We start from the raw sequence: 23602 nt of genomic DNA, 5'->3' as shown, positions 1-23602 counted from the left end.
ACATGTGCGAGAGAAACTAGTATTGATCGGAAATGGGATGGCAGGTATCCGGACGTTGGAAGAGATTTTAAAAAGAGATCCAGAACGCTACGCTATCACCGTCTTTGGAGAAGAGCCGCATCCAAATTACAACCGGATCATGCTCTCTTCTGTACTGCAGGGAGACGCCAATGTGAACGACATTGTCCTGAATGATTATGACTGGTATGAAAGCAACGGGATTACGCTGCACACGGGGGACCCGGTCGTGAAAGTCGATGAGTCAAAACAGCTTGTTATTAGTGAGCAGGGACGGACGTGCAGCTATGATAAATTGATTTTTGCGACAGGTTCTAATCCGTTCATGCTGCCTTTGCCTGGAGCGGATAAAGAAGGCGTGATCGCTTTCCGTAACATTAAAGATTGCGAGACGATGATTGAAGCGTCAAGGCACTACAAAAAGGCTGTTGTCATCGGCGGCGGCTTGCTTGGACTTGAAGCAGCCCGCGGTCTGCTTAACTTGAATATGGAGGTCGATGTCGTCCATATTGCCGATTATTTAATGGAGCGTCAGCTGGATGAACAGGCAGGCTCGATGCTGCGTGAGGAGCTGGAGAAGCAGGGGATGAATTTCCTGTTAAACAAGCAGACGGAGCAGATTACCGGTGATACACGGGTGAAAGGGCTGCGCTTTAAGGACGGTACGAGCACAAAAGCTGATGTAGTCGTGATGGCCGTCGGCATTCGGCCGAATGTCGAGCTGGCGAAAGAGAGCGGCCTGGAAATAAATCGGGCGATCATCGTCGATGATTATATGCAGACGAGCAAAAAAAATATTTACGCCGTCGGAGAATGTGCAGAGCACCGGGGCATCGCTTACGGGCTTGTCGCACCGCTGTACGAGCAAGGAAAAGTATTGGCTGAACATATTTGCGCGGAAGACAAAGCGGCGGTTTCCGGCTACCAGGGATCAATAGTTTATACGCAGCTGAAAGTATCAGGCGTTGATGTGTTTTCGGCCGGGAAATTTCAGGATAGCAAGGAAACGAAAGCGATTCGCGTGCATGATGAATTTGAGGGAATCTATAAAAAGGTCGTCGTCCAGGACAATAAAGTCATCGGCGCTGTATTGTTCGGCGATACCGGCGATTCACCACGCATTCTCGACATGATGAAAAAAGAGCAGGATATTTCAGAAATGAGCAAAGTGGCGATTTTGCCAACGGAGCAGTCAGCCGGCGAAAAGGAAAGCCCTGTCCTGCTGATGGCTGAGGATGAAACGATTTGCGGCTGTAATGGCGTCTCGAAAGGAGAAATCGTGGCGGCGATTACGAATCAAGGATTAACGTCGGTTGAGGAGATTAAGCAGTGTACGAACGCCTCACGCTCTTGCGGCGGCTGCAAGCCTTTAGTGGCTGACCTTCTGGCATTGACAACAGGAGAGCAGGCCGATACCTCGAAGGAACCGATGTGTGGCTGTACCGACTATACGCATGAAGAAGTCGTGGCCAACATTCGCGAGCTCGGTTTATCCTATCCGCGTGAAGTGATGAATGTTTTACATTGGCGGACGGAGGAAGGATGTTCGAAGTGCCGCCCGGCGATCAACTACTATTTAGGAATGGTGGATCCACTTAAAAATAAAGATGACCATACGTCACGCTTTATTAATGAACGCGCTCACGGCAATATTCAAAACGACGGCACCTTTTCCGTCGTACCGCGAATGTACGGCGGCGTAACGAATCCGGCCCAGCTTCGGCAAATTGCCGATGTCGCCGATAAATATAACATTCCATTGCTGAAGGTGACCGGCGGGCAGCGGATTGATATGTTCGGTGTTGAAAAAGAGGACCTGCCGAAAGTGTGGGAGGAGCTTGGCATGCGATCCGGCTCCGCGTATGCGAAAGCGTTACGCACGGTAAAAACATGTGTCGGTGAGCAGTTCTGCCGCTTCGGAACCCAGGATTCAATTGGCCTTGGCATTGAACTGGAAAAGAAATTTGAATACATTAATACACCTCACAAAGTAAAAATGGCCGTCTCGGCATGTCCGCGCAACTGTGCTGAATCAGGCATTAAAGACTTCGGAGTCGTTGGCGTGGAAGGAGCGTGGGAGCTTTATGTCGGAGGAAACGGCGGCGTCGACCTGCGTGCGGGCGACCTGTTCTGCAAGGTGAAAACAAAAGAAGAGATTATTGAGATTATTAGCGCATTTTTGCAATATTACCGGGAGAACGCCCGCTATTTAGAACGGACGTCTCATTTTGTCGAACGCGTCGGTCTGGATCATATGAAGAAGGTCGTTCTTGATGATTCAAAGAGACGAAAGGAATTAGTTGAACGTTTGGAGGTTGCCTTATCAACCGGAAAGGACCCTTGGAAGGAAATTATTGAAAGCGAGGAAAAGCGCAAAGAGCTGTTCGAGAAGAAGCAAGTGGAATCATTGGTATAAGAGGAGGCGGAAGCAATGAAAACAGCAAATAGTGTAAAAAAAGTCAAGGTGGCCCGCCTTGATGAATTATCGATCGGCCTCGGAAAAAAAGTCGAAATCGCCGGTGAAGAAATCGCGCTATTTAAGCAGGAGGACCAAAGCGTTCATGCGATTCAAAACCGTTGTCCTCACAAGGGTGGGCCGCTATCAGAAGGAATTGTCAGTGGGGAGCATGTTTTTTGTCCCCTTCATGACTGGAAGGTTAATGTTCGGGATGGCATCGTTCAGGCGCCGGATGAGGGCTGCGTCAAACGCTATGAAGTAGACATTGTGGGGGAAGATATTTATATAAGGTTTTTTTAAGAAAAAACTGCGTCTTTGTTGATTTAGGGAGCTTGAGACAAAGGCAATGGCTTCCTCAATACGTAGAGGCTTGGCAAAAGGTAAAAAACCAACCTTTTGCCAAGCCTCTTCTTTTTCCATTTCGGGCCGTCAAGTCCATTTCTCACCCCAAGCTTGAATCGATTCAATCACCGGTTCAAGAGCAAGGCCTTTTTCTGTTAAAGAATATTCGATCCGCGTCGGTTTTTCCGGGTAAACCGTCCGGCGCACGACCTGCAACTGCTCAAGTTCTTTCATACGTTCAGTTAAAATACGATCACTCATATCTGGAATTTGAGCCTTTATATCTTTGAAACGCTTCGGGCCATCTAATAAAACACGAATAATTAAGCCAGTCCACTTTTTCCCAAGTAAGTCGATGGCCTGCTCATACTTAGGGCACATTGTACTGTAATCCATTTTTCTCACCTCGTTCACATTTAAGTTTACCATAATGCTCGGGCAGAAAGTAGATGAGCCTTATGGATTGTCGAAATGAGAGCTTAAAAACTGCGGCAAGCGGTACCTTTTTGGGAATCTCGTTGTTTAGCGTAACAAGTTTAGACAATAATGATAAAATAGTAATAGTAAAGGTCGGGAGGAGATAGCATGTTTGCAAAAATTGTCGTCGCAGCGGACGGTTCGGAGCAATCACTTAAGGCAGCAGAGCAAACGATCGAGCTGGCAAAAAAATATAAGTCGTATGTATTTGTCGTTTATGTCGTTGATGGAACGACGAGTAAATCCGATATTATCAGTACTTGGAACGTGCAGGGAATCATGGAAAAACGGATGGAGAAACTGAAACAGGTGGAAAAGTGGGCGGAAGCGGAAGGCATCCAATATGAAGTGAAAATTGTCCGCGGGGAGCCGGCCGCCTCGATTGTCAAATTTGCCAAAGAAGCCGAAGCGGATTTAATCGTAATCGGCAGCCGCGGGCTAAACCCGCTTCAGCAAATGGTTCTTGGCAGCGTCAGTCATAAAGTAGTGAAGCGCGCTTTCTGCCCGGTTCTCGTGATTAAGTAAACGTTTGTTCAAGAGAGTGTCAAGGCTTATCTTTCTGCAAATGTAGTATACTAATGAGGAAGATGAGAAAAGGTGGGCTAAATAATGAAGTTATCGAATAAAAAATTATTCGCACTTATTGCCTTGATTACGATCATTTACGGACTTGCATTTTGGATAATTGGGCATTTTGTGACAACGTGATAGAAGAAAAAGGATGGGGAAGTACCTGTCATGATTCGAGGATGTGAGCTGTCCAAAAATGTGTTAATCGACATTTTTGGACAGCCATTTTCTATTTCCGGGGAAATAGGCCTTACATTTACAAACCGGTTAACCGGGACAAAAACATCGTAGCAATTCCAAAATAAATCATTAAGGAAAAAATGTCATTAATTGTTGTAATGAGCGGCCCGGAAGCGACGGCCGGATCAACTCCCAAACGGTATAACAGCAACGGGATAACAGTCCCTGCCAACGTTCCGACAATTAGCGTAATCAATAAGGAGATCCCCACTGTAAGTCCGAGAATGAGATTGTCCTGCCAAACAAAGGCGATCAGCATAATCAACAGTCCGCAAGTGAGGCCGATAATCAGTCCAACCCGCAGCTCGCGAAAAACGAGACTGATGACCGTCCGGCGGTCGATGTGATGAGAAATAATCCCGCGCACGACCACAGCAAGCGATTGAGTTCCGGTATTACCGGTCATTCCTGCAATCATAGGCATAAAGAAAATAAGAGCGACGACCTGATCCAATGTTTCTTCAAATCCACTAATAATACTGCCTGAAACAAGCCCGATAAACAACAGAAGAATAAGCCACGGCAACCGCCGGAATGAAGCCGTTAATGCCTTTGTGTTAAAGTCGATGTCCTTACCGGAAGCCGATAGCTTTTCAATATCCTCATTGGCCTCACGAATTACAACATCAAGGGCATCATCGACTGTAATAATCCCGAGAAGGACGTTATCATCATTGACGACCGGCACCGCGATGAAGTCATAGCGTTCAATCGTCCGGGCGACCTCTTCCTGGTCGGCGTCAACATGGACGGCGACGACCCGGTTAAACATTAAATCTTCAATTTTATCATCGATTTCGGCGATCAACAGGTCGCGATAGGAAACAACGCCGACAAGTTTTTTTTCATGGTTAATCACATATAAATAATAAATGTTTTCGGAAAAACTCGCGTAAGCCTTTAATTTGTCAACGGCTTGGCGAACGGTTTGATCGGCGTGAATCCAGACAAATTGGTTGGTCATGAGACCACCGGCTGTTTCGGCCGGGTAGCTCATTAAAGACTGGATGTTTTGCGAGTCTTCTTTCTTCATGACATCAAGAAACTCTTTTATTTTATCGACTGACAGCTCGTTTAATAAATCGGCCAAGTCATCATTATCCATCAAGTCCATAACTTTTGAGGAACGTTCAATTCCCAGCTGCTGAAGAATTTCCAGCTGGACGTCGTACTCCAATTCCTGAATGAGATCGGCGATTTGTCCCGGGGTTAAAAAAGTTAAGAATTTATGATGATGCTTCTCCGGCAAGCCCCGATAGATTTGCGCAAAATCATAAGGATGAAGTTCATCTAAAAGCTGCTGCAAGGCTCCTCTTTTTGCTTCTTTTATATACTTAATGACTAATACAAGCAATTGGTCTTCTGTCATATTGGCAATCATCTCGTTCACCTCATTTCTGATCATCCTCTACCACTTTACAAAAAAAATCCGACTAAGTAAAATGTTCTTTTTTTAAAGATTTTGCCTCTTGAGAAATAGGAAAGAAGAGGTGAATGGAATCAGAGTGGAACGAATCGTTGAAATAGCATTGACATTGAGAATGAATTACAATTACAATATTGATAATGAGAATTATTATCAATATAAGGAGCTGTTATGGATGTCTTCATCACTATTAATTGTTGGCGCAGATCGGCTAGGATCGATTCCTAAAAAACTGGAGCAAATGGGTTTTAGTGAGATTAATCATGTTAGTGGAAGAAAGGTGCAAATGGTAAAGAAGGAAATTCCCGCTCATATTGATTTAATTCTTGTTCTGACAGATTTTATCAATCATAATTTGACATCTGTGCTGAAAAAGAAAGCGGCTGAACAAGACATTCCGATATGTTACGCGAAGCGCTCGTGGTGTTCAATTTATCAGGCAATTGGCAATTGTGAATATAATTGTGTGAACAAAGAGCAATGCCAGTTCGCTTCAAAAGCTGGCAAAACGTAAGAATGGGTCAGAAGCTGAGCTTGCCATAAAAAAATGGCAGTGGCTCCGTTCTGCACAAAGTCCGTACCGAAGAAATCCATCTTCGATACGGACTTTTTTAAAACAGCCGGGAGGCAAGGCCGATGACGACGAGCAGAATGAGAATGGACCAAATGACCGGCTTAAGGCGCTTTCGCATGTTTTGCCTCTTTTGCCAGCGGGTTGGATCAAAGGCAACTTCTCCTTCGTCAAATACACGCTGCCGATAGGCGGAATAGGGGCGAACGCCGGTTAAAATAATCGGCCCGAGGGCCGCCCCGGCAATTAATCCAAACAAATGGGCGAAAATATTAATATTCGTTCCGAGGAAGGTCATGACTAAGCCGAGCGCGATAATCGTCAGAACGAGCTGGGCATTTGCCTGATCAATCAGCTCTTTCCGGAAAAGAACAATGTAGACATAGAGCCCAAACAGCCCGAAAATCGCTCCCGAAGCACCGAGGTGTGGACCATACATTAAACCGCCAACCCAAAAAGTTGCCACATTGGCGGCAATCCCTGTCAGTAAATAGGTAAGAATAAACTTAAACCGGCCAAGCATCTGTTCCAAAGCCGGTCCAAAAATAACGAGGGAAAAAGAATTGAATAGCACATGGCCCATACCGATATGCATAAAGATTGGCGTAACAAGCCGCCAGTATTCTCCATTCGCTACATCAAGATTAAATCCGATTCCGAATGTCAGGATGAGATCGCCAAATGGCAAAAAGTTCATCCAAACGAAGAGAATCAGATGGATGGCCACAAGAATTGTAATAACAGGATATTGCTTTCTAAATGAATAGAAGCTTTCATTTCGGATAAACATGCTTCACCCTCCTTCAATATTTGCTATTATAACAGAGAATCGCCGTTTTTCCTTTTTTAGAAAACCTATGAACGATATAGAAAAACATGACGGCAAAGGAGGTCTTAACTTATGATCATTGGCACGGGGATCGATCTTGTTGAACTAGCACGAATTCAACAGCTGGCAGAACGTCAGCCGCGTTTCATTACCCGGGTTTTGACCGAAGCGGAACAGAAAGAATATGCGCTGCTGTCAGCAGGCAGAAAAACAGAGTTTCTCGCTGGACGTTTTGCCGCCAAGGAAGCCTTTGTCAAGGCGGTAGGCACGGGAATTTCAGCAACGTTTAGCTGGCTTGATCTTGAAGTGAGAAAGGAAGAGACAGGCAAACCGTATCTCGTTGCCAGGAACTATGATCAAAAGGTACATTTGTCTATTTCTCATAGTAAGACGCAGGCGATCGCCCAGGTCATCATTGAAACCTTGGAAAGCTAGTCTGCATATTGCCCCAGGTTGTCTCATATAGTTGTAGTGCGAATAAGAGAGGCTTCCCATTTGAGAAGAGGAGGTGACGGTAGGCAAACTCCCCAGTCTGTTTGCTTGCCCTGTCACTCTGATACTCTTTTCAAATGAGTTCGCTCTCTTCTTTGGCGTCAAATGAGACAAAGGGGTGAAAGCATGAAAAAAGCAGGATGGGTAGCCGCTCTTACGCTTATATTGGCCATTATGCTCGTAGGCTGCGGTGAAAAATCACAGGAAGACATTATGAGTGACCTAGATGGAAAGCTTACCGAAATGACTGGGTATAAGACGAATTCCACGATGACGCTGGAAACGGGGAATGAATCACAGACATATGAAGTGGAGGTGTGGTATCAGGCGAAAAACTATTATCGCGTTGCCTTGCAAAACCAGGAAAAAGACCAAAGCCAGATCATATTACGAAACGATGACGGGGTTTTCGTGTTAACACCCGCTTTAAACAAGAGTTTCCGTTTTCAAAGTGATTGGCCGACAAACAGCAGCCAAGTGTATTTGTATGAATCGCTCATCCAGGATATTTTAATGGATCCCGAACGCTCCTTCCAGGCGACGGATGATCACTATGTTTTTCAAACAAACACCAACTACCAAAACAAGAATTTAAGCACCCAGGAAATTACGTTGAATAAAAAGGATCTCTCTCCGGTGCAAGTGAAAATCATGAATACTGATTTGGAAGTGCTTGTCCAGCTTGATTTCAACAGCTTTGAATGGAATACAAGCTTCAATGAGGGTGATTTCGATATGGAACGGAATATGACGGGAGCGCAGATGACGGAAGAGCCGGCGATGGCTGAGCCGTCCGAGGCGTTGACTGTTCATTATCCGATGTATACTCCGGATGGAACAGAGTTTGATTCCTCCCAGACGATTGAAGCTGAAACCGGACAGCGCGTTGTGCTGCAATATATGGGAGAGCAGCCGTTTACTTTAATTCAGGAACAGAGCCAGGTCGTCCCTGCCTCGACCGTTTCGACGCCAATGAGCGTAAATGAAGGAGAGCCGGTGGATCTTGGCTTTACGATTGGCGTGATGACCGAAGAATCGTTAAGCTGGTCCTATAATGGAGTCGACTTCTTATTGGCATCCGCCGCTTTAAATGAGGATGAGATGATGGCGATTGCCCGTTCAGTTTACGGTACGCAGGAAAAATAATGTATCTTCATGCAACGTTTTGTGGAGGATGTGTCAAAAGGGAGAAGACCTTTTTGTCCATCCTTTTCTTGCTTTCAAGGTGGTCCGTCCCATATCATCCGCTCTGGTGGTGTGCTAAAATAAGAGAGGTAATCGGTGGAGTGAGAGTGAAGGGATGAATGAGATGGAGCAGCATTTTCGTGATACATGGGCAGAAGTGTCTCTTGCGGCGATTGCTCATAATGTACAAGCAGTTAAGCGTCTCTACGACAAAAAAAAAGTAGAGGTTATTGCGGTCGTAAAGGCGAACGGCTATGGTCATGGGGCGTTACAGGTCGCTGAAACAGCGTTACAGGCCGGTGCGTCTTATTTGGCGGTTGCCTTGCTTGAAGAGGCCATTCAGCTGAGAGAAGCGGGGATTAAGGCGCCGATTTTAGTGCTTGGCCGGGTCAGCCCTAAATATGCCGGCCTGGCAGCCGAGCAAAAGATCAGCCTTACTGTGTTTCAAAAGGAATGGCTTGAAGAGGCGCCGTCCTATATCGGGCCGAACAGGACGATTTCAATTCATGTGAAATTTGATACAGGAATGGGCCGGATCGGGATGCGGACGAAGGAGGAGGCAGCCGCCTTCTTTGAATACGCGAAGGAACAAAAGGCAATTACTATAGAAGGAATTTACACCCATTTTGCGACGGCGGATGAACTCGACCTTGGCTATTATGAGCAACAGCATAAACGGTTTTGTGAAATGGTAAGCTGGCTGGAGGAGTGGAATGTTCCGCCGCCTCTTTTGCATACCGGCAATAGCGCGGCGGGCATGCGTTTTCCGGAGAAGGCATTTGACTTATTCCGTCTCGGGATTTCAATGTACGGTTTGACGCCTTCGCCGGCGATTAAAGCACAGCTGCCGGTCGAGTTAAAGCCCGCCTTTTCGCTGAAATGCCGGCTTGTGCAGGTGAAAAAGCTTCCAGCCGGAGAAGCGATCAGCTATGGCGCGACATACCGGACGACGGGAGAAGAGTGGATCGGCACCCTTCCGATCGGATATGCAGATGGCTGGCTGCGCTACCATAGTCAACGCGGCGGTGAAGTTCTTGTCAACGGCAAGAGAGCGCCGTTTGTCGGGCGCATTTGCATGGATCAATGCATGATTCGGCTGCCCGGACCGGTGGAAGAGGGAACTGTCGTGACGTTAATCGGCAAAGACGGCGATGACGAGATTACGATGGATGAAGTAGCGGCACGGCTGGAGACGATCAATTACGAAATTCCATGTGTCATTAGTGAACGGGTGCCGCGAATATATATATGATAAAGAATGAAAAAGGCGGTTCATTTTGCGGCAAAAAACGAGTGTCGGCCAAAGCTTTGGAACAGTAAAAAAATAATGATCCCGAACGCTGAAAAGCCCTTTGCAATTGAGAGTTGCAAATGCTATGATTAATGGTGGATATAAGAGTTGTATTTAGTAAGCAATACAAAGCGACTAACGAGAGATTTCATGGTTGATGCTGGGGGTGGATGTGTGTGACGGAGCAAGGCACTAAGCGCATTGTAGTAAATTTGCCACAACATTTGTTGAACGAGGTGGACGGTGTGATCAAACAGGAAAACGTCAATCGGAGTGAGTTTATTTCACAGGCAACAAAGATGTATTTACGTGAACGAAAAAGACGTCATATTCGCGAAACGATGCAGCAAGGCTATATGGAGATGGCAAAAATCAACCTGAACATTGCCTCAGAATCTTTTCTTGCCGAGGAGGAAGCAGAGAATACCCTCGATCGCTTAGTGAGCGGGGTGTAGCCTTTGATTGTCAAAAGAGGCGATGTCTATTTTGCCGACCTCTCTCCTGTGGTTGGCTCTGAGCAGGGCGGTGTGAGGCCAGTCCTCATTATTCAAAATGATATTGGCAACCGCTTTAGTCCGACTGTGATTGTCGCAGCGATCACTGCGCAAATTCAAAAAGCAAAATTACCGACTCATGTTGAAATCAATGCAAAGCGTTATGGATTTGATCGTGATTCAGTTATTTTGCTTGAACAGGTACGAACGATTGACAAACAAAGATTAACCGATAAGATCACTCACTTGGATGATGATATGATGAACCGAGTGAATGATGCCTTGTTCATTAGCTTGGGATTGATCGATTTTTAGTGGAGTCGTCGTTAACGTGTTTTGCCGGAAGATTTCTGCTTTCGGCAAAACAGCGGCCCTTCGCTCACGGCTCCGTGCATGACAAAGAGGATGTCCAAAAAGCCTTAGCTTTTTGGACATCCTCTTTGCTATATGTGGTTTTTAGCAGACTGATAAAGGGTAATGAGTAAGGATGCAGTCATTTTTTAAGATAATAAGAATGGATAAAGTATACTCGACTCTTTACTGGGGGCAAGAAGGAGCGAGAATGCCTGTTCAGCTAGTGCATTTAAGAAAAGCCGCCGCGCGGTTTTCTTAAATAATCTTTGCAACTGTAAATTACTCATGAAATAATAATAGAAGAAGATTAAATTGGAGGAAAAAAACGCATGCAACCTTATATCGTCTCTTTTATTTTAAAAAACCGTCAAACCTTGATTGAGCGCTGGGAAGAAGAGCTGGGGGCTGTCCGGGACGAGAATTACCTGGGCTCCGTTTCTGAATCAGTCTTTGAAAATACGAGCCATGATTTTATGCAGTTTATTATAGAAATCATAGAAATGGATCAAGAGCAGGCCAAGGAACGGTTGAGTGCATTTGCAGACCGCTATATTCAGAGCGGCTGGCCGCTTGCCTACTTCACAAAGGGCTTGCAAGCTTTTCGCCGGGTCCTTCTCGTCGCTCTTTCAGAGAATGAGAGCGAGGTAAGCGAGCTTGTTAAAACCTTCAGTGAACTGGAAAATTGGATTGATGGCGTGATTAATCAACTCGTGTACGATTACACGGGATCCTGGGAAGATATTTTTGAAATGCAAAAATTGTCGCTCTTGGAGTTGTCGGCGCCGCTCATCCCGGTTTTTCAGGGGGTAACAGTCATGCCGCTGATCGGTACGATTGATACCCAGCGTGCAAAGCTTATTATGGAAAATTTACTGGATGGCGTCATCAAGCACCGCTCACAAGTCGTGTTAATTGACATTACCGGTGTGCCTGTCGTTGATACGATGGTCGCTCATCATATTATCCAGGCTTCGGAGGCTGTCAGGCTTGTCGGTGCGACGTGCATCCTTGTTGGAATTCGTCCGGAAATTGCCCAGACGATCGTCAATCTGGGAATTGATCTGAGCAAGTTTCCGACAAAGAGCACATTGAAAAAGGGAATTGAATCGGCGTTGGAGATGACGAATAAAAAAATGGTGGATTTGTAGTTTGGAGGGAAAAAAATGAGAATTCCAATTTTGAAATTAAATCAATATTTGTTGATCAGTATTCAAGTTGAATTAGATGATCAGACCGCCTTGGAGTTTCAGGAGGATCTTCTGCAGAAAATTCATGTGGAGGGCTCTTCGGGGGTTGTGATTGACCTGACTTCTGTCGATATGATTGATTCGTTTATTGCCAAGGTACTGGGCGATGTTGTTGATATGTCAAACTTGATGGGGGCGAAAGTTGTTCTGACTGGGATTCAGCCAGCTGTGGCAATCACGCTTATTGATATGGGTATCAAACTTGATTCAGTGCCAACAGCGTTGGATTTAGAGCAGGGATTAGAGAAGCTACAACAGGAATTGGAGGGATAAACATGGAGACCCAATCCTGTGTAGAAGTGAAGAATGAATGGGGAATTGTTGCGGCGAGACAAGCCGGGCGGACGTTATCAAAAGAAATTGGCTTTGGAAGTGTAGACCAGGCCCGGATTACCACAGCAATTTCAGAACTGGCGCGTAATATTTATTTATACGCAAAGCCTGGGGAAATCTGTTTAGAAGTCGTAGAAAAGACAACAAAAACAGGATTGAAAAAAGGGATACAAATTGTCGCGCGTGACCGGGGGCCTGGTATTCCAGACATTAGACAGGTGATGATTGACGGATTTACGACATCTGGAGGAATGGGAGCAGGACTGCCAGGTGTAAAGCGATTAATGGATGAATTTACGATTGACTCAAAGACCGGTGAAGGTACAACCGTCACCGCAACAAAATGGCTCCGATAAAGGAGGGCTTCTGTGAAGCAGACTGTTCAAAATCTCGAACAAGCATATAAACATATATTAGAAACCTTTCTTCATCGCAAAACGGAGCAAGGTTTATATCAAGCTCAACAATTTAGCAAAGTGCTTCTTGAACATCAAATTTCACCAGAAGAATTCGTCAGCATCCATCGGGCCGTGTTGGAGGAGCTGTTTCCAACCGTCCCGGATAAAGTGATTGATTCATTTGATTTATTGCTTGAAGTGATGATGGGCTACGGCTTGGCTTACCGAGAGCATCAAAGTTTGCGAAACAGACAGCGGGAACTGGAATCCGAGATTGATGTAGCTGCCAATATGCAGCAGACATTACTGCCGGCCGCTATCCCGGACATTGATTCGCTTGACATTGGCGTCATCAGTGTGCCGGCAAATAAGATGAGCGGAGATTATTATAACTATATTCTTGATGATCATGGCTGCCTCGGAGTGGCGATTGCCGACATTATCGGCAAAGGTGTGCCGGCAGCTTTATGTATGTCGATGATTAAATATGCGATGGACAGCCTTCCTGAGCAGCGTTTGCAGCCAGGGGCATTATTAGAGAATTTAAACCGTGTCGTTGAGCAGAATGTTGACGATAGCATGTTTATTACGATGATGTACGGGTCCTATGATCCGCGTACCCATGAATTCCGCTATTCGGGAGCGGGACACGAGCCGGGCTTTTTTTATCACGCTGATCGCGACGAATTTGAGGAGCTTCGTGCGAAAGGTCTTGTGCTCGGTGTATCACGGAAAACAAAATTTACTGAATATCACGTACAAGTCCAAAAAGGGGACTTTATTATTTTTCTGTCCGATGGCGTAACCGAATGCCGGGTTGGGGATAATTTTATTGAACGCAGTGAAATTATTTCCTTAATTCGCAAGTATATGCACTTATCGGCCCAGCAGCTTGTTGAAAATGTGTATCAGGAGCTTGTTAAGCTGCAAGGCTTCATTCTGAGAGATGATTTTACGCTGATGATCATGCGGAGAGACGTTTAGTTTACGGCTTATTGTGGTATTGTTCATTATATTAAGGTCGCAAGAAGGGAGATCGATGATGAATTTATCTATACGTCATGAAGATAAAGAGGGGCTCAGTATTTTGTTTTTAGAGGGAGAAATAGATGCCTATACAGCGCCAAAACTACGTGAGGCGCTTATCCCGCTGGCAGAACAGCCGGGACAGCATATTACAGTCGACTTATCTGACGTCGGTTATATCGACAGTACGGGGCTTGGCATTTTTATCGGCGCGTTGAAAGCGACTCATAACCATAACGGAACATTGAAACTAACAGGCATGTCAGAGCGTGTGCAGCGCCTTTTTACAATAACGGGTTTAGATGAAGTCATTGCTATTGAAAAGGTTGAAGAGGAGGAAATGAAATGAAGCAGCACGAAGCCGATCACATCCAGATGAGCATTCCTGCTAAACCTGAGTATGTAGGTGTTGTTCGTTTGACTGTTTCTGGAGTGGCGAATCGTCTCGGGTTTTCCTATGACGATATTGAAGATATGAAGATCGCTGTCGCCGAGGCATGTACGAACGTTGTCGACCATGCTTATCAAGAGGGCGGGACGATGAATGTCTCTTTTTATCTCTATCCTGACAGAATGGAGATTGTTGTAGCTGATCGTGGGCAAAGCTTTGATGTAGACAACTTGCGTGATCGTTTAGGACCGGTAGACTCGACAAAGCCTGTCGGGGATTTAAAAGAGGGGGGGCTCGGTTTGTTTCTCATTAATACTCTCATGGATAAAGTGGAGATTAATGATGAGTCAGGTGTGGTCCTAATGATGACGAAGTTCCTACAAGGAGATGAGGTGGAACATAATGTCAGCGGAGTCTCTTCAGCACAGCCAGAACAATGAACAAATCTATGAATGGATTAAGCGTTACCAGGATACGAAGGACGAAGATGCCCAATATTATTTAGTAAAGCACTATGAAGCATTAGTACGCTCGCTGGCCCGTAAGTTTTCCAAAGGAAGAGAGTACGATGAGGATATGTTCCAAGTCGGGATGGTCGGGTTGCTGGCTGCTTTGGAAAGGTATGATGAAACCTTTGGCCGCAGCTTTGAGTCTTTTGCTGTTCCGACGATTGTCGGGGAGATTAAACGATTTATTCGCGATAAGACATGGAGCGTGCATGTCCCGCGGCGGATAAAAGAACTAGGACCGAAAATAAAGAAAGCGGTCGAAGCATTGACGGTCGAGTATCAGCGTTCCCCTTTAGTGCATGAAATTGCGACTTATTTAGATGTTTCCGAGGAAGATGTCCTCGAAACGATGGAAATGAGCAAGAGTTATCAAGCGCTATCTGTTGATCGATCTTTAGAAGCGGATCAGGAGGGCGGGGAAGTAACATTGCTCGACCTCGTTGGAAAAGAAGAATCCGGATATGAAATGACCGATCGTAAAATTCTATTGGAAAAAGCTTTTCAGATTTTAAATGAAAGAGAAAAGCAGATTCTCTATTTGACGTATTTCGACAATCTTAGTCAAAAGGAAACGGGAGAAAAGCTCGGAATCTCGCAAATGCACGTCTCCCGCCTGCAGCGAAGAGCGCTGGAAAAGCTGAGAGAGTCGATTCGAATGGAACCGACGGAGATATTATAATGATTAGCTATTACGATGATGGGAAAATTGAAGTCGCTATTTTAGAGCAAGCCAAGCCGGGGAAGACCTGCTGCGGAGATGCGCATACTGTGATTCATACGGAGGATTACACAGTGTGTGCTGTCGCCGACGGACTTGGCAGCGGGGAAGGGGCCCTGCAGTCGGCAAAAGCGGCAATTGAGACGATTGAGATGAATCATCATGCTACTGTCGAAGAAATGATGGAAGCCTGTAACGAGTCGCTCCTTTTTATGAGAGGAGCGGTTATGACGATTATAAAAGTGGATTACGTCCAGTCCGAAATTTGCTATAGCAATGTCGGGAATATAGGGTTTATCTTTCATTTTCCAGATGGAAAAACCATTCAGCCGATCCCGTCACGAGGGTATTTGTCAGGCAAGAAGCAAACGATAAAAAGTCAGTGCTTCAAGTATCAAAAAGGAAGTGCTTTCCTCTTGTTTTCGGACGGAATTCAAAATCCCCCGCCGAAACATCTTCTGTTGAAAATGGCTTCTCCAAAAAAGGTGGCAAATGAGCTGTTTCCGGCCGACGGATACGCGATTGACGATGTTACATTGCTTGTTGGGAAATTATAAGGTGAGTTTGTCTCAAAGGGACGCTGGCATCTTCCTTTTGAGACAAACTCTTTTTTTTGTTTAGTAGTCAGGGTTCGACTCTTCGACCTCACTCCCGGATGGGGGCACGCTGGTGGATTTCAACCTGCCCTTCCCCTCCTGCAGGAGTGGCCCTCCCATCCCTCCTCCACAAGCTTGTAACGGCACCGCCCGCCGCTTCTAAGAAAGCCGCTGCGCGGCTCTTGAGGTAGAAGAATGCCGGGTTGAATCGAGGAAGAGCGGCGGCACCGCGCGTTACACGGATGGCTGAAAGAAGAACGCTTTCATCCCTCCTCCACAAGCTTGTAACGGCACCACCCGCCGCTTCTAAGAAAGCCGCTGCGCGGCTCTTGAGGTAGAAGAATGCCGGGTTGAATCGAGGAAGAGCGGCGGCACCGCGCGTTACACGGATGGCTGAAAGAAGAACGCTTTCATCCCTCCTCCACAAGCTTGTAACGGCACCACCCGCCGCTTCTAAGAAAGCCGCTGCGCGGCTTTCTTATTGTGTGCTATGATAGATTTATTCCGTTTAAAAGAGGTGTGGGAAGATGGATAGCCAATTGGAGAGCAAGACTGTAAAAATGATTGCTGACGAGCTTACGATAAAGGAAACATACATAAAGCAGCTTATTCAACTGGTGGCGGAAGGGAATACGGTTCCTTTTATTGCCCGTTACCGGAAAGAGATGACTGGTGGACTGGATGAAGTGCAAATCCGCGCCATTATGGAGAAGTGGGAGTACGCAAACCAGCTGTATACGAGACAGCAGGAGGTGCTTCGGTTAATTGATGAGCAAGGAAAGTTAACGCCTGAGCTGCGCCAGGCGATTGAGCAGGCGCAAAAGCTGCAGGAAATTGAGGACTTATACCGGCCGTACAAACAAAAAAGAAGAACAAGAGCAACGATTGCCAAAGAAAAAGGGTTGGAGCCTTTTGCTGAGTGGCTGATTACATTCCCGCTCGAAAGCAGGGTTGAAAAAGAAGCTGAGGCATATCTTTCGGAAGAATACGAGCTGCCGGATGTGGAGTCGGTTATTCAAGGAGCGAAGGATATTATCGCTGAATGGGTTTCCGATGATGCCGACATTCGCAAAATGATTCGTTTAACTGGTGTCAAGGAAGGAAAAGTGAAAACGGCCGTTAAGGAAAAGGAACAGGATGAAAAAGGCGTTTTTGAAATGTACTATGAATACGAAGAAGCGATCAAAGCAATTGTCCCCCACCGGGTTTTGGCGATGAATCGTGGAGAAAAGGAAGGGGTTTTGCGTGTCAGCCTCAGCTTTCCAGTCGATCGTATTCTTAGTGAAATCGAAAGAAGGTACATATCAGTGCCCCATTCCCCTGCTGCGTCCATCATGAAGGAGGCGATCGAGGAAGGCTATAAGCGTCTGATTGAACCTTCGATTGAACGGGAGATTCGCAATGAACTGACTGAGAAGGCAGAAGAGCAGGCGATTCATATTTTTTCGGAGAATTTACGCCATTTATTGCTCCAGCCGCCGATGAAGGACAAGGTCGTCCTCGGCGTTGACCCGGCGTACCGAACTGGATGCAAGCTGGCAGTCGTTGATGAAACCGGAAAAGTATTGGATATTGCAGTAGTCTATCCGACGCCTCCCCGCAATGAGAAGGAAAAAGCAGCGACGACGATAAAAGGGTTAATCAAGAAACACGGCGTCGAAATGATTGCAATCGGCAATGGGACAGCCTCAAGAGAGACAGAACAATTTATCGCTGATCTAATGAAGGAACTGGACAGCTCGATTTATTATCTTATTGTTAATGAAGCGGGAGCCAGTGTGTATTCAGCCTCGGAATTAGGACGGGAGGAATTTCCGGATCTTCAGGTGGAGGAAAGAAGCGCTGCTTCGATTGCGAGACGGCTGCAGGACCCATTAGCGGAACTGGTGAAGATTGATCCGAAGTCTGTCGGAGTCGGTCAATATCAGCATGATGTGTCCCAAAAGCGTTTAAATGAGTCGTTGACCTTTGTCGTCGAAACGGTCGTTAACCAGGTCGGTGTTAATGTGAATACGGCTTCTGTCGCTTTATTGCAGTATGTAGCAGGGCTCTCGAAAACGGTCGCGACAAATATCGTAAAGCGCCGGGAAGAAGAGGGAAGGTTGACGAGCCGTGCCCAACTAAAGAAAGTTCCGCGCCTTGGGGCGAAAACGTATGAACAGGCGATTGGTTTCCTCCGGATATTGGATGGAAGTCAGCCGCTTGATGCGACAGCGATCCACCCGGAAAGCTATCAGGATACAAAACGGCTGCTGGAGGAGATCGGCTCTTCGGTCAAGGAACTCGGCACGGACCAGTTGAAAGAAAAGCTGCAAAAGGTCAACATCAGGGAGATGGCAGAGAAGCTGGAGATTGGCGTTCCAACATTAAAGGATATCATTGATTCCCTGATCCGTCCTTCGCGCGACCCACGTGATGAAGCAGCCAAGCCGCTGTTAAAGCAAGGAGTGCTTCAGCTTGAGGATCTGCAAGTTGGCATGGAACTGCAAGGGACGGTTCGCAATGTTGTTGATTTTGGCGCTTTTGTTGATATCGGCGTCAAACAGGATGGCCTCGTGCATATTTCAAAGCTGACGAATCGTTTTGTGAAGCATCCGCTTGAGGTCGTCGCTGTTGGAGAAATTGTCACGGTCTGGGTGGAACAGGTCGATGTACAAAAGGGGAGAATAGCCCTGACAATGAAGCAGTCATCGTAGTCTCTAGTAAGGGAAGCCGTTCGGATTGGCTCAAAAGACAGGCGCAAAGCAAGCAGAGCAGGCCTCTAATTCCTGCCTGCTTCCTCACCGGAAGATGACCTGGCAGGGATTTTTCGCGTGAAAGGGTGATTTTTGAGTCATCTCCCGGCTTTATTTTTATTGTTGGTGTTTGTGTTTGTGTGGGTGTACTTTTGCTTGTAATAAAACCAGCATTGATTCAAAATTTTGATTTGGTAGCTGTCTTTTTGGAGGTATGCACGTTTCAATTGTTGTCTTAGCCAAGTAGGCATAAGCGTCCATCTCCTTATAACATGCCTTATTTTCGTTAGTATATGAAGCAAGGTTTGTCAAAGTTGAAGAAACGGTGAAAATTATGGATAAAAATTTTTTGCATTTAGAGAATGAACAGCTTCAGTCATTAGTGGAGGAACTATCATTGGAGTACTTCGGCCTTCCTTTTGTGCACCGGGCCTTCTTTAATAACAGGCTCCGAACGACAGGGGGGCGATATATGCTGAAAAGTCATAATATCGAGATTAACCCGAAGCAGCTGAAACATTTTGGATTGGCTGAAGTGATTGGGATCATCAAGCATGAACTGTGCCATTATCATCTCCATTTGCAAGGGAAGGGCTATCAGCATCGCGATCCTGAATTTAAACAGTTATTGGAGAAGGTTGGAGCACCTCGCTATTGTCAGGTGATCCCCGGTACTCTTAACAAGAAGCAAACGACTCATATTTATCAATGCACGAAATGTGAGCTTGTTTTTGAACGGAAACGACGGATAAATTTACAAAAATATGTGTGTGGGAGATGTCGCAGCAAGCTGAAAAAAATATAAAAAAACCTATTGCCTATTTTGATACGCCTATGCTATATTATAGAAGTCGCTGAACGGAGAGAAGAAATAGTTGACTTGTTTCTACTGATTTTATATAATACATAAAGTCGATATTTGGACTTTCTAGGTGATAAGGGAAATCTCGTTTGGAGAGGCTACGAGTTGTCTCGACGCAGCTAGCATTGGAGCGAGACTGTCAAGAGGAAGAGACAGGAACCACAAGCGCATGAATGAACAACTTCAATGATATATTCCACAGTAGCTCAGTGGTAGAGCAATCGGCTGTTAACCGATCGGTCGTAGGTTCGAGTCCTACCTGTGGAGCCACGGAGAAGTACCCAAGTGGCTGAAGGGGCGCCCCTGCTAAGGGTGTAGGTCGCGCGAGCGGCGCGAGGGTTCAAATCCCTCCTTCTCCGCCACTTTTAAAAAATCTGGCCCGTTGGTCAAGCGGTTAAGACACCGCCCTTTCACGGCGGTAACACGGGTTCGAATCCCGTACGGGTCATTTGCATTTTTTAGATCGGCTAAGAAATAAGCAAAACGTTTAGAGAGACAAGCCTTGAAAAGTAGATGGAGGATTAGCTCAGCTGGGAGAGCACCTGCCTTACAAGCAGGGGGTCGGCGGTTCGATCCCGTCATCCTCCACCATATTTGGTCCGGTAGTTCAGTTGGTTAGAATGCCTGCCTGTCACGCAGGAGGTCGCGGGTTCGAGTCCCGTCCGGACCGCCAACACTTTTGCGGGTGTGGCGGAATTGGCAGACGCGCTAGACTTAGGATCTAGTGTCCTTGTGACGTGGGGGTTCAAGTCCCTTCACCCGCACTTGTTTTTAGTTTTTTGAATTGAATAAGCGGTTGTGGCGGAATGGCAGACGCGCTAGGTTGAGGGCCTAGTGGGAGTTAAATCCCGTGGAGGTTCAAGTCCTCTCAACCGCATCATCTTTTTAAGAATTTATACCAACGCTTTCTGAGCGTTGGTATTTTTTGTTGTCTGCATAGAGAAAGGCTGTCTTTTTATGGCAGATGACTTAGGATTGGGATGCCTGTAATTGGCTCAAATATAGGCGGAATGTAAAGAAGATGTGTGAAATGACCATCTCTCATTGATTCGGTTCAATGTTAAATTTTATAATGGGGAAGTGGGTTGCGGAAGATGATCCGCAAAGTTGACGGATCCCTTTTTTAATATAGCAGGGAAGAAAGGGTGAATGGGGCGATCTGACGTGTTTGCTTAATGTCTCTTCGACAAACAGAAACCGCGGTTTCTGACTTTTGGTGCGAGTGTATTATGCTGCTTGATGAAAGGAAAGGCCATCATCGTGGGCGAATGTCAAAGTGAAGGGTGATGAAGGATGACAACTAACCAAGCAAGAAACCTGGCAGAAGAATGGGCGGTAGAAGCAAAAGGACTTGTCAAAATATTCGGTAATTTTAAGGCGGTGGACGGAGTTGATTTAAAGATTCGAAAAGGATCAGTATACGGGTTTTTAGGACCGAATGGCGCTGGTAAAACGACAACAATCCGGATGCTGGCTACGTTGCTGACCCCAGATGGAGGAAGCGCGCGGATTTTTGGCCATGATCTTGCGACGGAAACCGCAGCCATTCGCAGCCGAATCAGTTTGACCGGCCAATATGCTTCTATTGATGAAGATTTAACGGGCATGGAGAATTTGGTCTTGATTTCGCGGCTAATGGGTTATTCACGTCGTGAAGCGAAAGCGCGGGCGCGTGAATTGCTTTCGGCTTTCAATTTAACGGAGGCTGCCAGACGCCAGGTGAAAAACTACTCTGGCGGAATGAGACGAAGGATTGATATTGCTGCCAGTATTGTTGTCACTCCGGACTTGTTGTTTCTCGATGAACCGACGACCGGGCTTGACCCTCGCAGCCGCAACCAAGTGTGGGATATCGTCCGGGCGCTGACGCAGGTTGGAACGACCGTGCTATTGACTACGCAGTATTTGGAAGAGGCCGATCAACTTGCCGATCGGATTGCAGTCATCAACAAAGGAAAAATTATTGCTGAAGGAACGAGTGGAGAATTAAAAGCGTCTGTCGGTTCCGGAACATTGCATGTCCGGTTGCTTGATTCATCAGAGCGGGATCGCGCTACTGCGATTTTAGAAAAACGTCTCGGCACGACGCTTCACGAGACAGCGGACGCGTCGGCATTGCTTGCACAGCTTGATGAACCTTCTCTTGCCGCGGAAGCACTGAATGATTTGATTCGCGAAAATATTGGAGTAAGTGATTTTTCATTAGGACAGCCAAGCCTTGATGAGGTTTTTCTAACCTTAACTGGAGAATCAGTCCTTCAGGCTGAGCGCTCAAATGAGGAGGGGTCAAATTGAACAAACCGACTACTGCTCCTTTGCAGGATCGTGTCGACAGCGCAAAGCTGCATAAGGCAATCGCATCAAGTAAGCGACCAAGTCCGCCAAACCCGGCTGCTTCAACAATGGCGTTTGCAACCAGAGCATTGTTGCGGATCAAGCATATTCCAGAACAGCTATTTGACGTTACCGCTTTTCCGATCATTTTTTTACTAATGTTTACGTATTTATTTGGAGGTGCGATTGCCGGATCGACTAGTGATTACCTGCAGTTTTTGCTTCCGGGTATCCTCGCCATGACGGTTTGTCAAATTACAATGTACACAGGTGTTGACCTTAATAATGATATTCGCAAAGGAATATTTGACCGTTTTCGGACGTTGCCAATCTGGCTCCCGTCTGCATTGGCAGGGTCGTTGCTCGTTGATTCCGTCCGCTATATTATGGCATCATCAATCATGATTGTTCTCGGGCTGATTCTGGGATTTCGGCCTGAAGGGGGGATCGTTGGCGTGTTGGGAGCGATCGCCCTCATCATTGTTTTCTGCTTCAGCCTTTCTTGGATCTGGACGACTCTGGGGATCGTGATGCGCTCGGAAAAGTCGTTGATGATGGCGAGCATGATGGTCCTCTTTCCTTTAACGTTTGTCAGCAATGTATTCGTGGAGCCGGAGACGTTACCAGGCTGGCTGCAGGGCTTTGTTTCTATCAATCCGATTTCACTGTTGGTCGCTGCTGTTCGTGGTTCGATGCATGGGACGGCTACGCTGCAGGATATTAGCTGGGTGCTGCTAGCTTCGGCTGTGCTGATTATTTTATTTGCGCCACTGACGATGTATCTATATAGGAATAAGAAATAGCTGACAAGAAGTGTATGAATGGCAGCTGTCTTTCATACACTTTCTTGCTTTTTAATAAGCGCCAGGCAAGTCTTTTGAGCGGCGCAACAAAATCGATTTTAATTTAAATAAAAAAAAGCTTGCATCTCGAGCGGGAAGCGTGCTATATTAATTCTTGTCGAAAGAATAATGTGCTGGATAGCAACTGGAAAATCTAAACGGGAAGTGGCTCAGCTTGGTAGAGCACCTGGTTTGGGACCAGGGGGTCGCAGGTTCAAATCCTGTCTTCCCGACCATCTCTGAATTAGTGTGAATGTCGGTGTAGTTTGGTGGTAAAACCTCAGCCACGAGCCATACATCCAAGAAAAAGCATCGAGTTGCCTCGACGCATTGAACTTCATTGATCACGAGCAGAGGAAGAGGCATAAAGTAGCGTGTTCAGCAAAGTGTAGTATTATGAATTGTCATGCGGGTGTAGTTTAGTGGTAAAACCTCAGCCTTCCAAGCTGATGTCGTGAGTTCGATTCTCATCACCCGCTCCAATATGAAATAAAAGCAAGGTGCTTTTTTTATGCCTTTTTTAGGGCCTGTAGCTCAGCTGGTTAGAGCGCACGCCTGATAAGCGTGAGGTCGGTGGTTCGAGTCCACTCAGGCCCACCAGAAAATAACTTGAAAAAGTTCTTGATTTTTTGGTGGGAGGCTTGTATTATTATAAAGTCGCCATAAACGACAACGAGTTCTTTGAAAACTGAACAAAAGCCAAGCGAAAAAAAGAGAAGAATTGTTACTTTGCTAACAAGGAATAGGAATCTCGTCAATAATGTTTTAAAACGTAAGAGCTTAATCAGCTCACCATTTTTATGGAGAGTTTGATCCTGGCTCAGGACGAACGCTGGCGGCGTGCCTAATACATGCAAGTCGAGC

25 protein-coding genes, 10 tRNA genes and 1 rRNA gene are annotated in these 23602 nt (G+C 46.2%); 32 read left to right on the top strand and 4 right to left on the bottom strand.

Translation table 11 applies throughout. The features are described 5' to 3' along the window. Positions 1 to 4: 4 nt before the first annotated feature. Both nirB and nirD read left to right on the top strand, forming a co-directional pair. The gene (gene nirB / locus ABMB67_RS19920) at positions 5 to 2434 is read left to right on the top strand and encodes a nitrite reductase large subunit NirB (RefSeq protein WP_354573119.1); all 2430 of its coding nucleotides are present in this window, start codon (positions 5 to 7) and stop codon (positions 2432 to 2434) included. A 15-nt stretch (positions 2435 to 2449) separates the two neighbouring features. Then, positions 2450 to 2776, top strand: coding sequence for a nitrite reductase small subunit NirD (gene nirD / locus ABMB67_RS19915; RefSeq protein ID WP_354573118.1), 327 nt, complete (start codon positions 2450 to 2452; stop codon positions 2774 to 2776). A 129-nt stretch (positions 2777 to 2905) separates the two neighbouring features. Here nirD and ABMB67_RS19910 read toward each other — a convergent pair whose 3' ends face one another. Beyond that, entirely contained in the window at positions 2906 to 3214 is a 309-nt protein-coding gene (locus ABMB67_RS19910; protein WP_251223453.1) for a winged helix-turn-helix transcriptional regulator, read from the bottom strand. A 189-nt stretch (positions 3215 to 3403) separates the two neighbouring features. On the opposite strand from ABMB67_RS19910, the gene ABMB67_RS19905 reads away from it, so the two are divergent. Further along, complete coding sequence (locus ABMB67_RS19905; protein WP_354573117.1) at positions 3404 to 3820, top strand: universal stress protein; 417 nt, start codon at positions 3404 to 3406, stop codon at positions 3818 to 3820. 301 nt (positions 3821 to 4121) lie between these two features. Here ABMB67_RS19905 and mgtE read toward each other — a convergent pair whose 3' ends face one another. Then, positions 4122 to 5486, bottom strand: coding sequence for a magnesium transporter (gene mgtE, locus ABMB67_RS19900; RefSeq protein ID WP_251223556.1), 1365 nt, complete (start codon positions 5484 to 5486; stop codon positions 4122 to 4124). A 220-nt stretch (positions 5487 to 5706) separates the two neighbouring features. Between mgtE and ABMB67_RS19895 the strand changes: the two genes are divergently transcribed. After that, complete coding sequence (locus ABMB67_RS19895) at positions 5707 to 6045, top strand: DUF2325 domain-containing protein (RefSeq protein ID WP_354573135.1); 339 nt, start codon at positions 5707 to 5709, stop codon at positions 6043 to 6045. Between the two features lie 97 nt (positions 6046 to 6142). Here ABMB67_RS19895 and ABMB67_RS19890 read toward each other — a convergent pair whose 3' ends face one another. Next, positions 6143 to 6892, bottom strand: a complete 750-nt coding sequence (locus tag ABMB67_RS19890; RefSeq protein WP_354573116.1) for a rhomboid family intramembrane serine protease — start codon at positions 6890 to 6892, stop codon at positions 6143 to 6145. A gap of 111 nt (positions 6893 to 7003) precedes the next feature. Here ABMB67_RS19890 and acpS point away from each other — a divergent pair, with 111 nt between their 5' ends. The 14 genes from acpS (at position 7004) to ABMB67_RS19820 (ending at position 18661) form a co-directional block, all read left to right on the top strand. Continuing rightward, positions 7004 to 7366 carry a holo-ACP synthase gene (gene acpS, locus ABMB67_RS19885; protein WP_354573115.1) on the top strand — a complete coding sequence of 121 codons (363 nt, stop codon included), beginning with the start codon at positions 7004 to 7006 and terminating at the stop codon, positions 7364 to 7366. A gap of 183 nt (positions 7367 to 7549) precedes the next feature. After that, entirely contained in the window at positions 7550 to 8569 is a 1020-nt protein-coding gene (locus ABMB67_RS19880) for a LolA family protein (protein ID WP_251223449.1), read from the top strand. 163 nt (positions 8570 to 8732) lie between these two features. Then, positions 8733 to 9860 carry an alanine racemase gene (alr, locus tag ABMB67_RS19875; RefSeq protein ID WP_354573114.1) on the top strand — a complete coding sequence of 376 codons (1128 nt, stop codon included), beginning with the start codon at positions 8733 to 8735 and terminating at the stop codon, positions 9858 to 9860. A gap of 209 nt (positions 9861 to 10069) precedes the next feature. Next, a complete protein-coding gene (locus ABMB67_RS19870) occupies positions 10070 to 10354 on the top strand; it encodes a CopG family ribbon-helix-helix protein (RefSeq protein WP_251194403.1) in 285 nt (94 codons plus the stop codon). Positions 10355 to 10357: 3 nt separating this feature from the next. Beyond that, a complete protein-coding gene (locus ABMB67_RS19865) occupies positions 10358 to 10708 on the top strand; it encodes a type II toxin-antitoxin system PemK/MazF family toxin (RefSeq protein ID WP_251194402.1) in 351 nt (116 codons plus the stop codon). A 368-nt stretch (positions 10709 to 11076) separates the two neighbouring features. Further along, on the top strand, positions 11077 to 11895 hold the full coding sequence (locus ABMB67_RS19860) for an RsbT co-antagonist protein RsbRA (RefSeq protein WP_251223447.1): 819 nt from the start codon (positions 11077 to 11079) through the stop codon (positions 11893 to 11895). Positions 11896 to 11910: 15 nt separating this feature from the next. Next, the gene (locus ABMB67_RS19855) at positions 11911 to 12267 is read left to right on the top strand and encodes an STAS domain-containing protein (RefSeq protein WP_251194400.1); all 357 of its coding nucleotides are present in this window, start codon (positions 11911 to 11913) and stop codon (positions 12265 to 12267) included. Between the two features lie 2 nt (positions 12268 to 12269). Beyond that, the gene (locus tag ABMB67_RS19850) at positions 12270 to 12683 is read left to right on the top strand and encodes an anti-sigma regulatory factor (protein ID WP_251223446.1); all 414 of its coding nucleotides are present in this window, start codon (positions 12270 to 12272) and stop codon (positions 12681 to 12683) included. Between the two features lie 12 nt (positions 12684 to 12695). Next, positions 12696 to 13709: a PP2C family protein-serine/threonine phosphatase gene (locus ABMB67_RS19845; protein ID WP_251223445.1), complete on the top strand. Its 1014-nt coding sequence runs from the start codon at positions 12696 to 12698 to the stop codon at positions 13707 to 13709. Between the two features lie 58 nt (positions 13710 to 13767). Further along, positions 13768 to 14100, top strand: coding sequence for an STAS domain-containing protein (locus ABMB67_RS19840; protein ID WP_251223444.1), 333 nt, complete (start codon positions 13768 to 13770; stop codon positions 14098 to 14100). Further along, a complete protein-coding gene (gene rsbW, locus ABMB67_RS19835; protein ID WP_251223443.1) occupies positions 14097 to 14582 on the top strand; it encodes an anti-sigma B factor RsbW in 486 nt (161 codons plus the stop codon). Before ABMB67_RS19840 ends, rsbW begins: the two co-directional genes overlap by 4 nt. Beyond that, positions 14545 to 15330 carry an RNA polymerase sigma factor SigB gene (gene sigB, locus ABMB67_RS19830; RefSeq protein WP_251223442.1) on the top strand — a complete coding sequence of 262 codons (786 nt, stop codon included), beginning with the start codon at positions 14545 to 14547 and terminating at the stop codon, positions 15328 to 15330. The genes rsbW and sigB overlap by 38 nt, the downstream gene beginning before the upstream one ends. Further along, the gene (locus ABMB67_RS19825; protein ID WP_251223441.1) at positions 15330 to 15926 is read left to right on the top strand and encodes a SpoIIE family protein phosphatase; all 597 of its coding nucleotides are present in this window, start codon (positions 15330 to 15332) and stop codon (positions 15924 to 15926) included. Before sigB ends, ABMB67_RS19825 begins: the two co-directional genes overlap by 1 nt. 566 nt (positions 15927 to 16492) lie before the next feature. After that, the gene (locus tag ABMB67_RS19820) at positions 16493 to 18661 is read left to right on the top strand and encodes a Tex family protein (RefSeq protein WP_354573113.1); all 2169 of its coding nucleotides are present in this window, start codon (positions 16493 to 16495) and stop codon (positions 18659 to 18661) included. Between the two features lie 137 nt (positions 18662 to 18798). On the opposite strand, the gene cmpA is transcribed toward ABMB67_RS19820, so the two are convergent. Continuing rightward, a complete protein-coding gene (gene cmpA / locus ABMB67_RS19815; RefSeq protein ID WP_251223439.1) occupies positions 18799 to 18951 on the bottom strand; it encodes a cortex morphogenetic protein CmpA in 153 nt (50 codons plus the stop codon). 83 nt (positions 18952 to 19034) lie between these two features. Between cmpA and ABMB67_RS19810 the strand changes: the two genes are divergently transcribed. The 14 genes from ABMB67_RS19810 to ABMB67_RS19745 all read left to right on the top strand — a co-directional run. Then, on the top strand, positions 19035 to 19505 hold the full coding sequence (locus tag ABMB67_RS19810) for a SprT family protein (protein WP_354573112.1): 471 nt from the start codon (positions 19035 to 19037) through the stop codon (positions 19503 to 19505). Between the two features lie 252 nt (positions 19506 to 19757). Next, positions 19758 to 19832 (top strand) — tRNA-Asn (locus ABMB67_RS19805). A gap of 1 nt (position 19833) precedes the next feature. Then, positions 19834 to 19924 (top strand) — tRNA-Ser (locus ABMB67_RS19800). Positions 19925 to 19938: 14 nt separating this feature from the next. Further along, positions 19939 to 20010 (top strand) — tRNA-Glu (locus tag ABMB67_RS19795). 67 nt (positions 20011 to 20077) lie between these two features. Beyond that, positions 20078 to 20153 (top strand) — tRNA-Val (locus ABMB67_RS19790). Between the two features lie 5 nt (positions 20154 to 20158). Further along, a tRNA-Asp gene (locus ABMB67_RS19785) sits at positions 20159 to 20235 on the top strand. An 8-nt stretch (positions 20236 to 20243) separates the two neighbouring features. Continuing rightward, positions 20244 to 20326: transfer RNA gene (locus tag ABMB67_RS19780), tRNA-Leu, on the top strand. Between the two features lie 28 nt (positions 20327 to 20354). Then, positions 20355 to 20439 (top strand) — tRNA-Leu (locus ABMB67_RS19775). 416 nt (positions 20440 to 20855) lie between these two features. Then, the gene (locus ABMB67_RS19770; RefSeq protein WP_354573111.1) at positions 20856 to 21857 is read left to right on the top strand and encodes an ATP-binding cassette domain-containing protein; all 1002 of its coding nucleotides are present in this window, start codon (positions 20856 to 20858) and stop codon (positions 21855 to 21857) included. Next, on the top strand, positions 21854 to 22699 hold the full coding sequence (locus ABMB67_RS19765; RefSeq protein WP_354573110.1) for an ABC transporter permease: 846 nt from the start codon (positions 21854 to 21856) through the stop codon (positions 22697 to 22699). The genes ABMB67_RS19770 and ABMB67_RS19765 overlap by 4 nt, the downstream gene beginning before the upstream one ends. A gap of 198 nt (positions 22700 to 22897) precedes the next feature. Then, a tRNA-Pro gene (locus tag ABMB67_RS19760) sits at positions 22898 to 22974 on the top strand. 172 nt (positions 22975 to 23146) lie between these two features. Beyond that, a tRNA-Gly gene (locus ABMB67_RS19755) sits at positions 23147 to 23220 on the top strand. 41 nt (positions 23221 to 23261) lie between these two features. Next, positions 23262 to 23338: transfer RNA gene (locus ABMB67_RS19750), tRNA-Ile, on the top strand. 197 nt (positions 23339 to 23535) lie between these two features. Further along, positions 23536 to 23602, top strand: a 16S ribosomal RNA gene (locus ABMB67_RS19745); the annotation flags it as partial.

The organism is Halalkalibacter oceani, from assembly GCF_040544555.1.
GTDB classification, from domain to species: Bacteria; Bacillota; Bacilli; order Bacillales; family Bacillaceae_D; genus Halalkalibacter; species Halalkalibacter oceani.
Note: the sequence above shows the minus strand (reverse complement) of the source record. Positions and strands in the feature narration are given on the sequence as shown.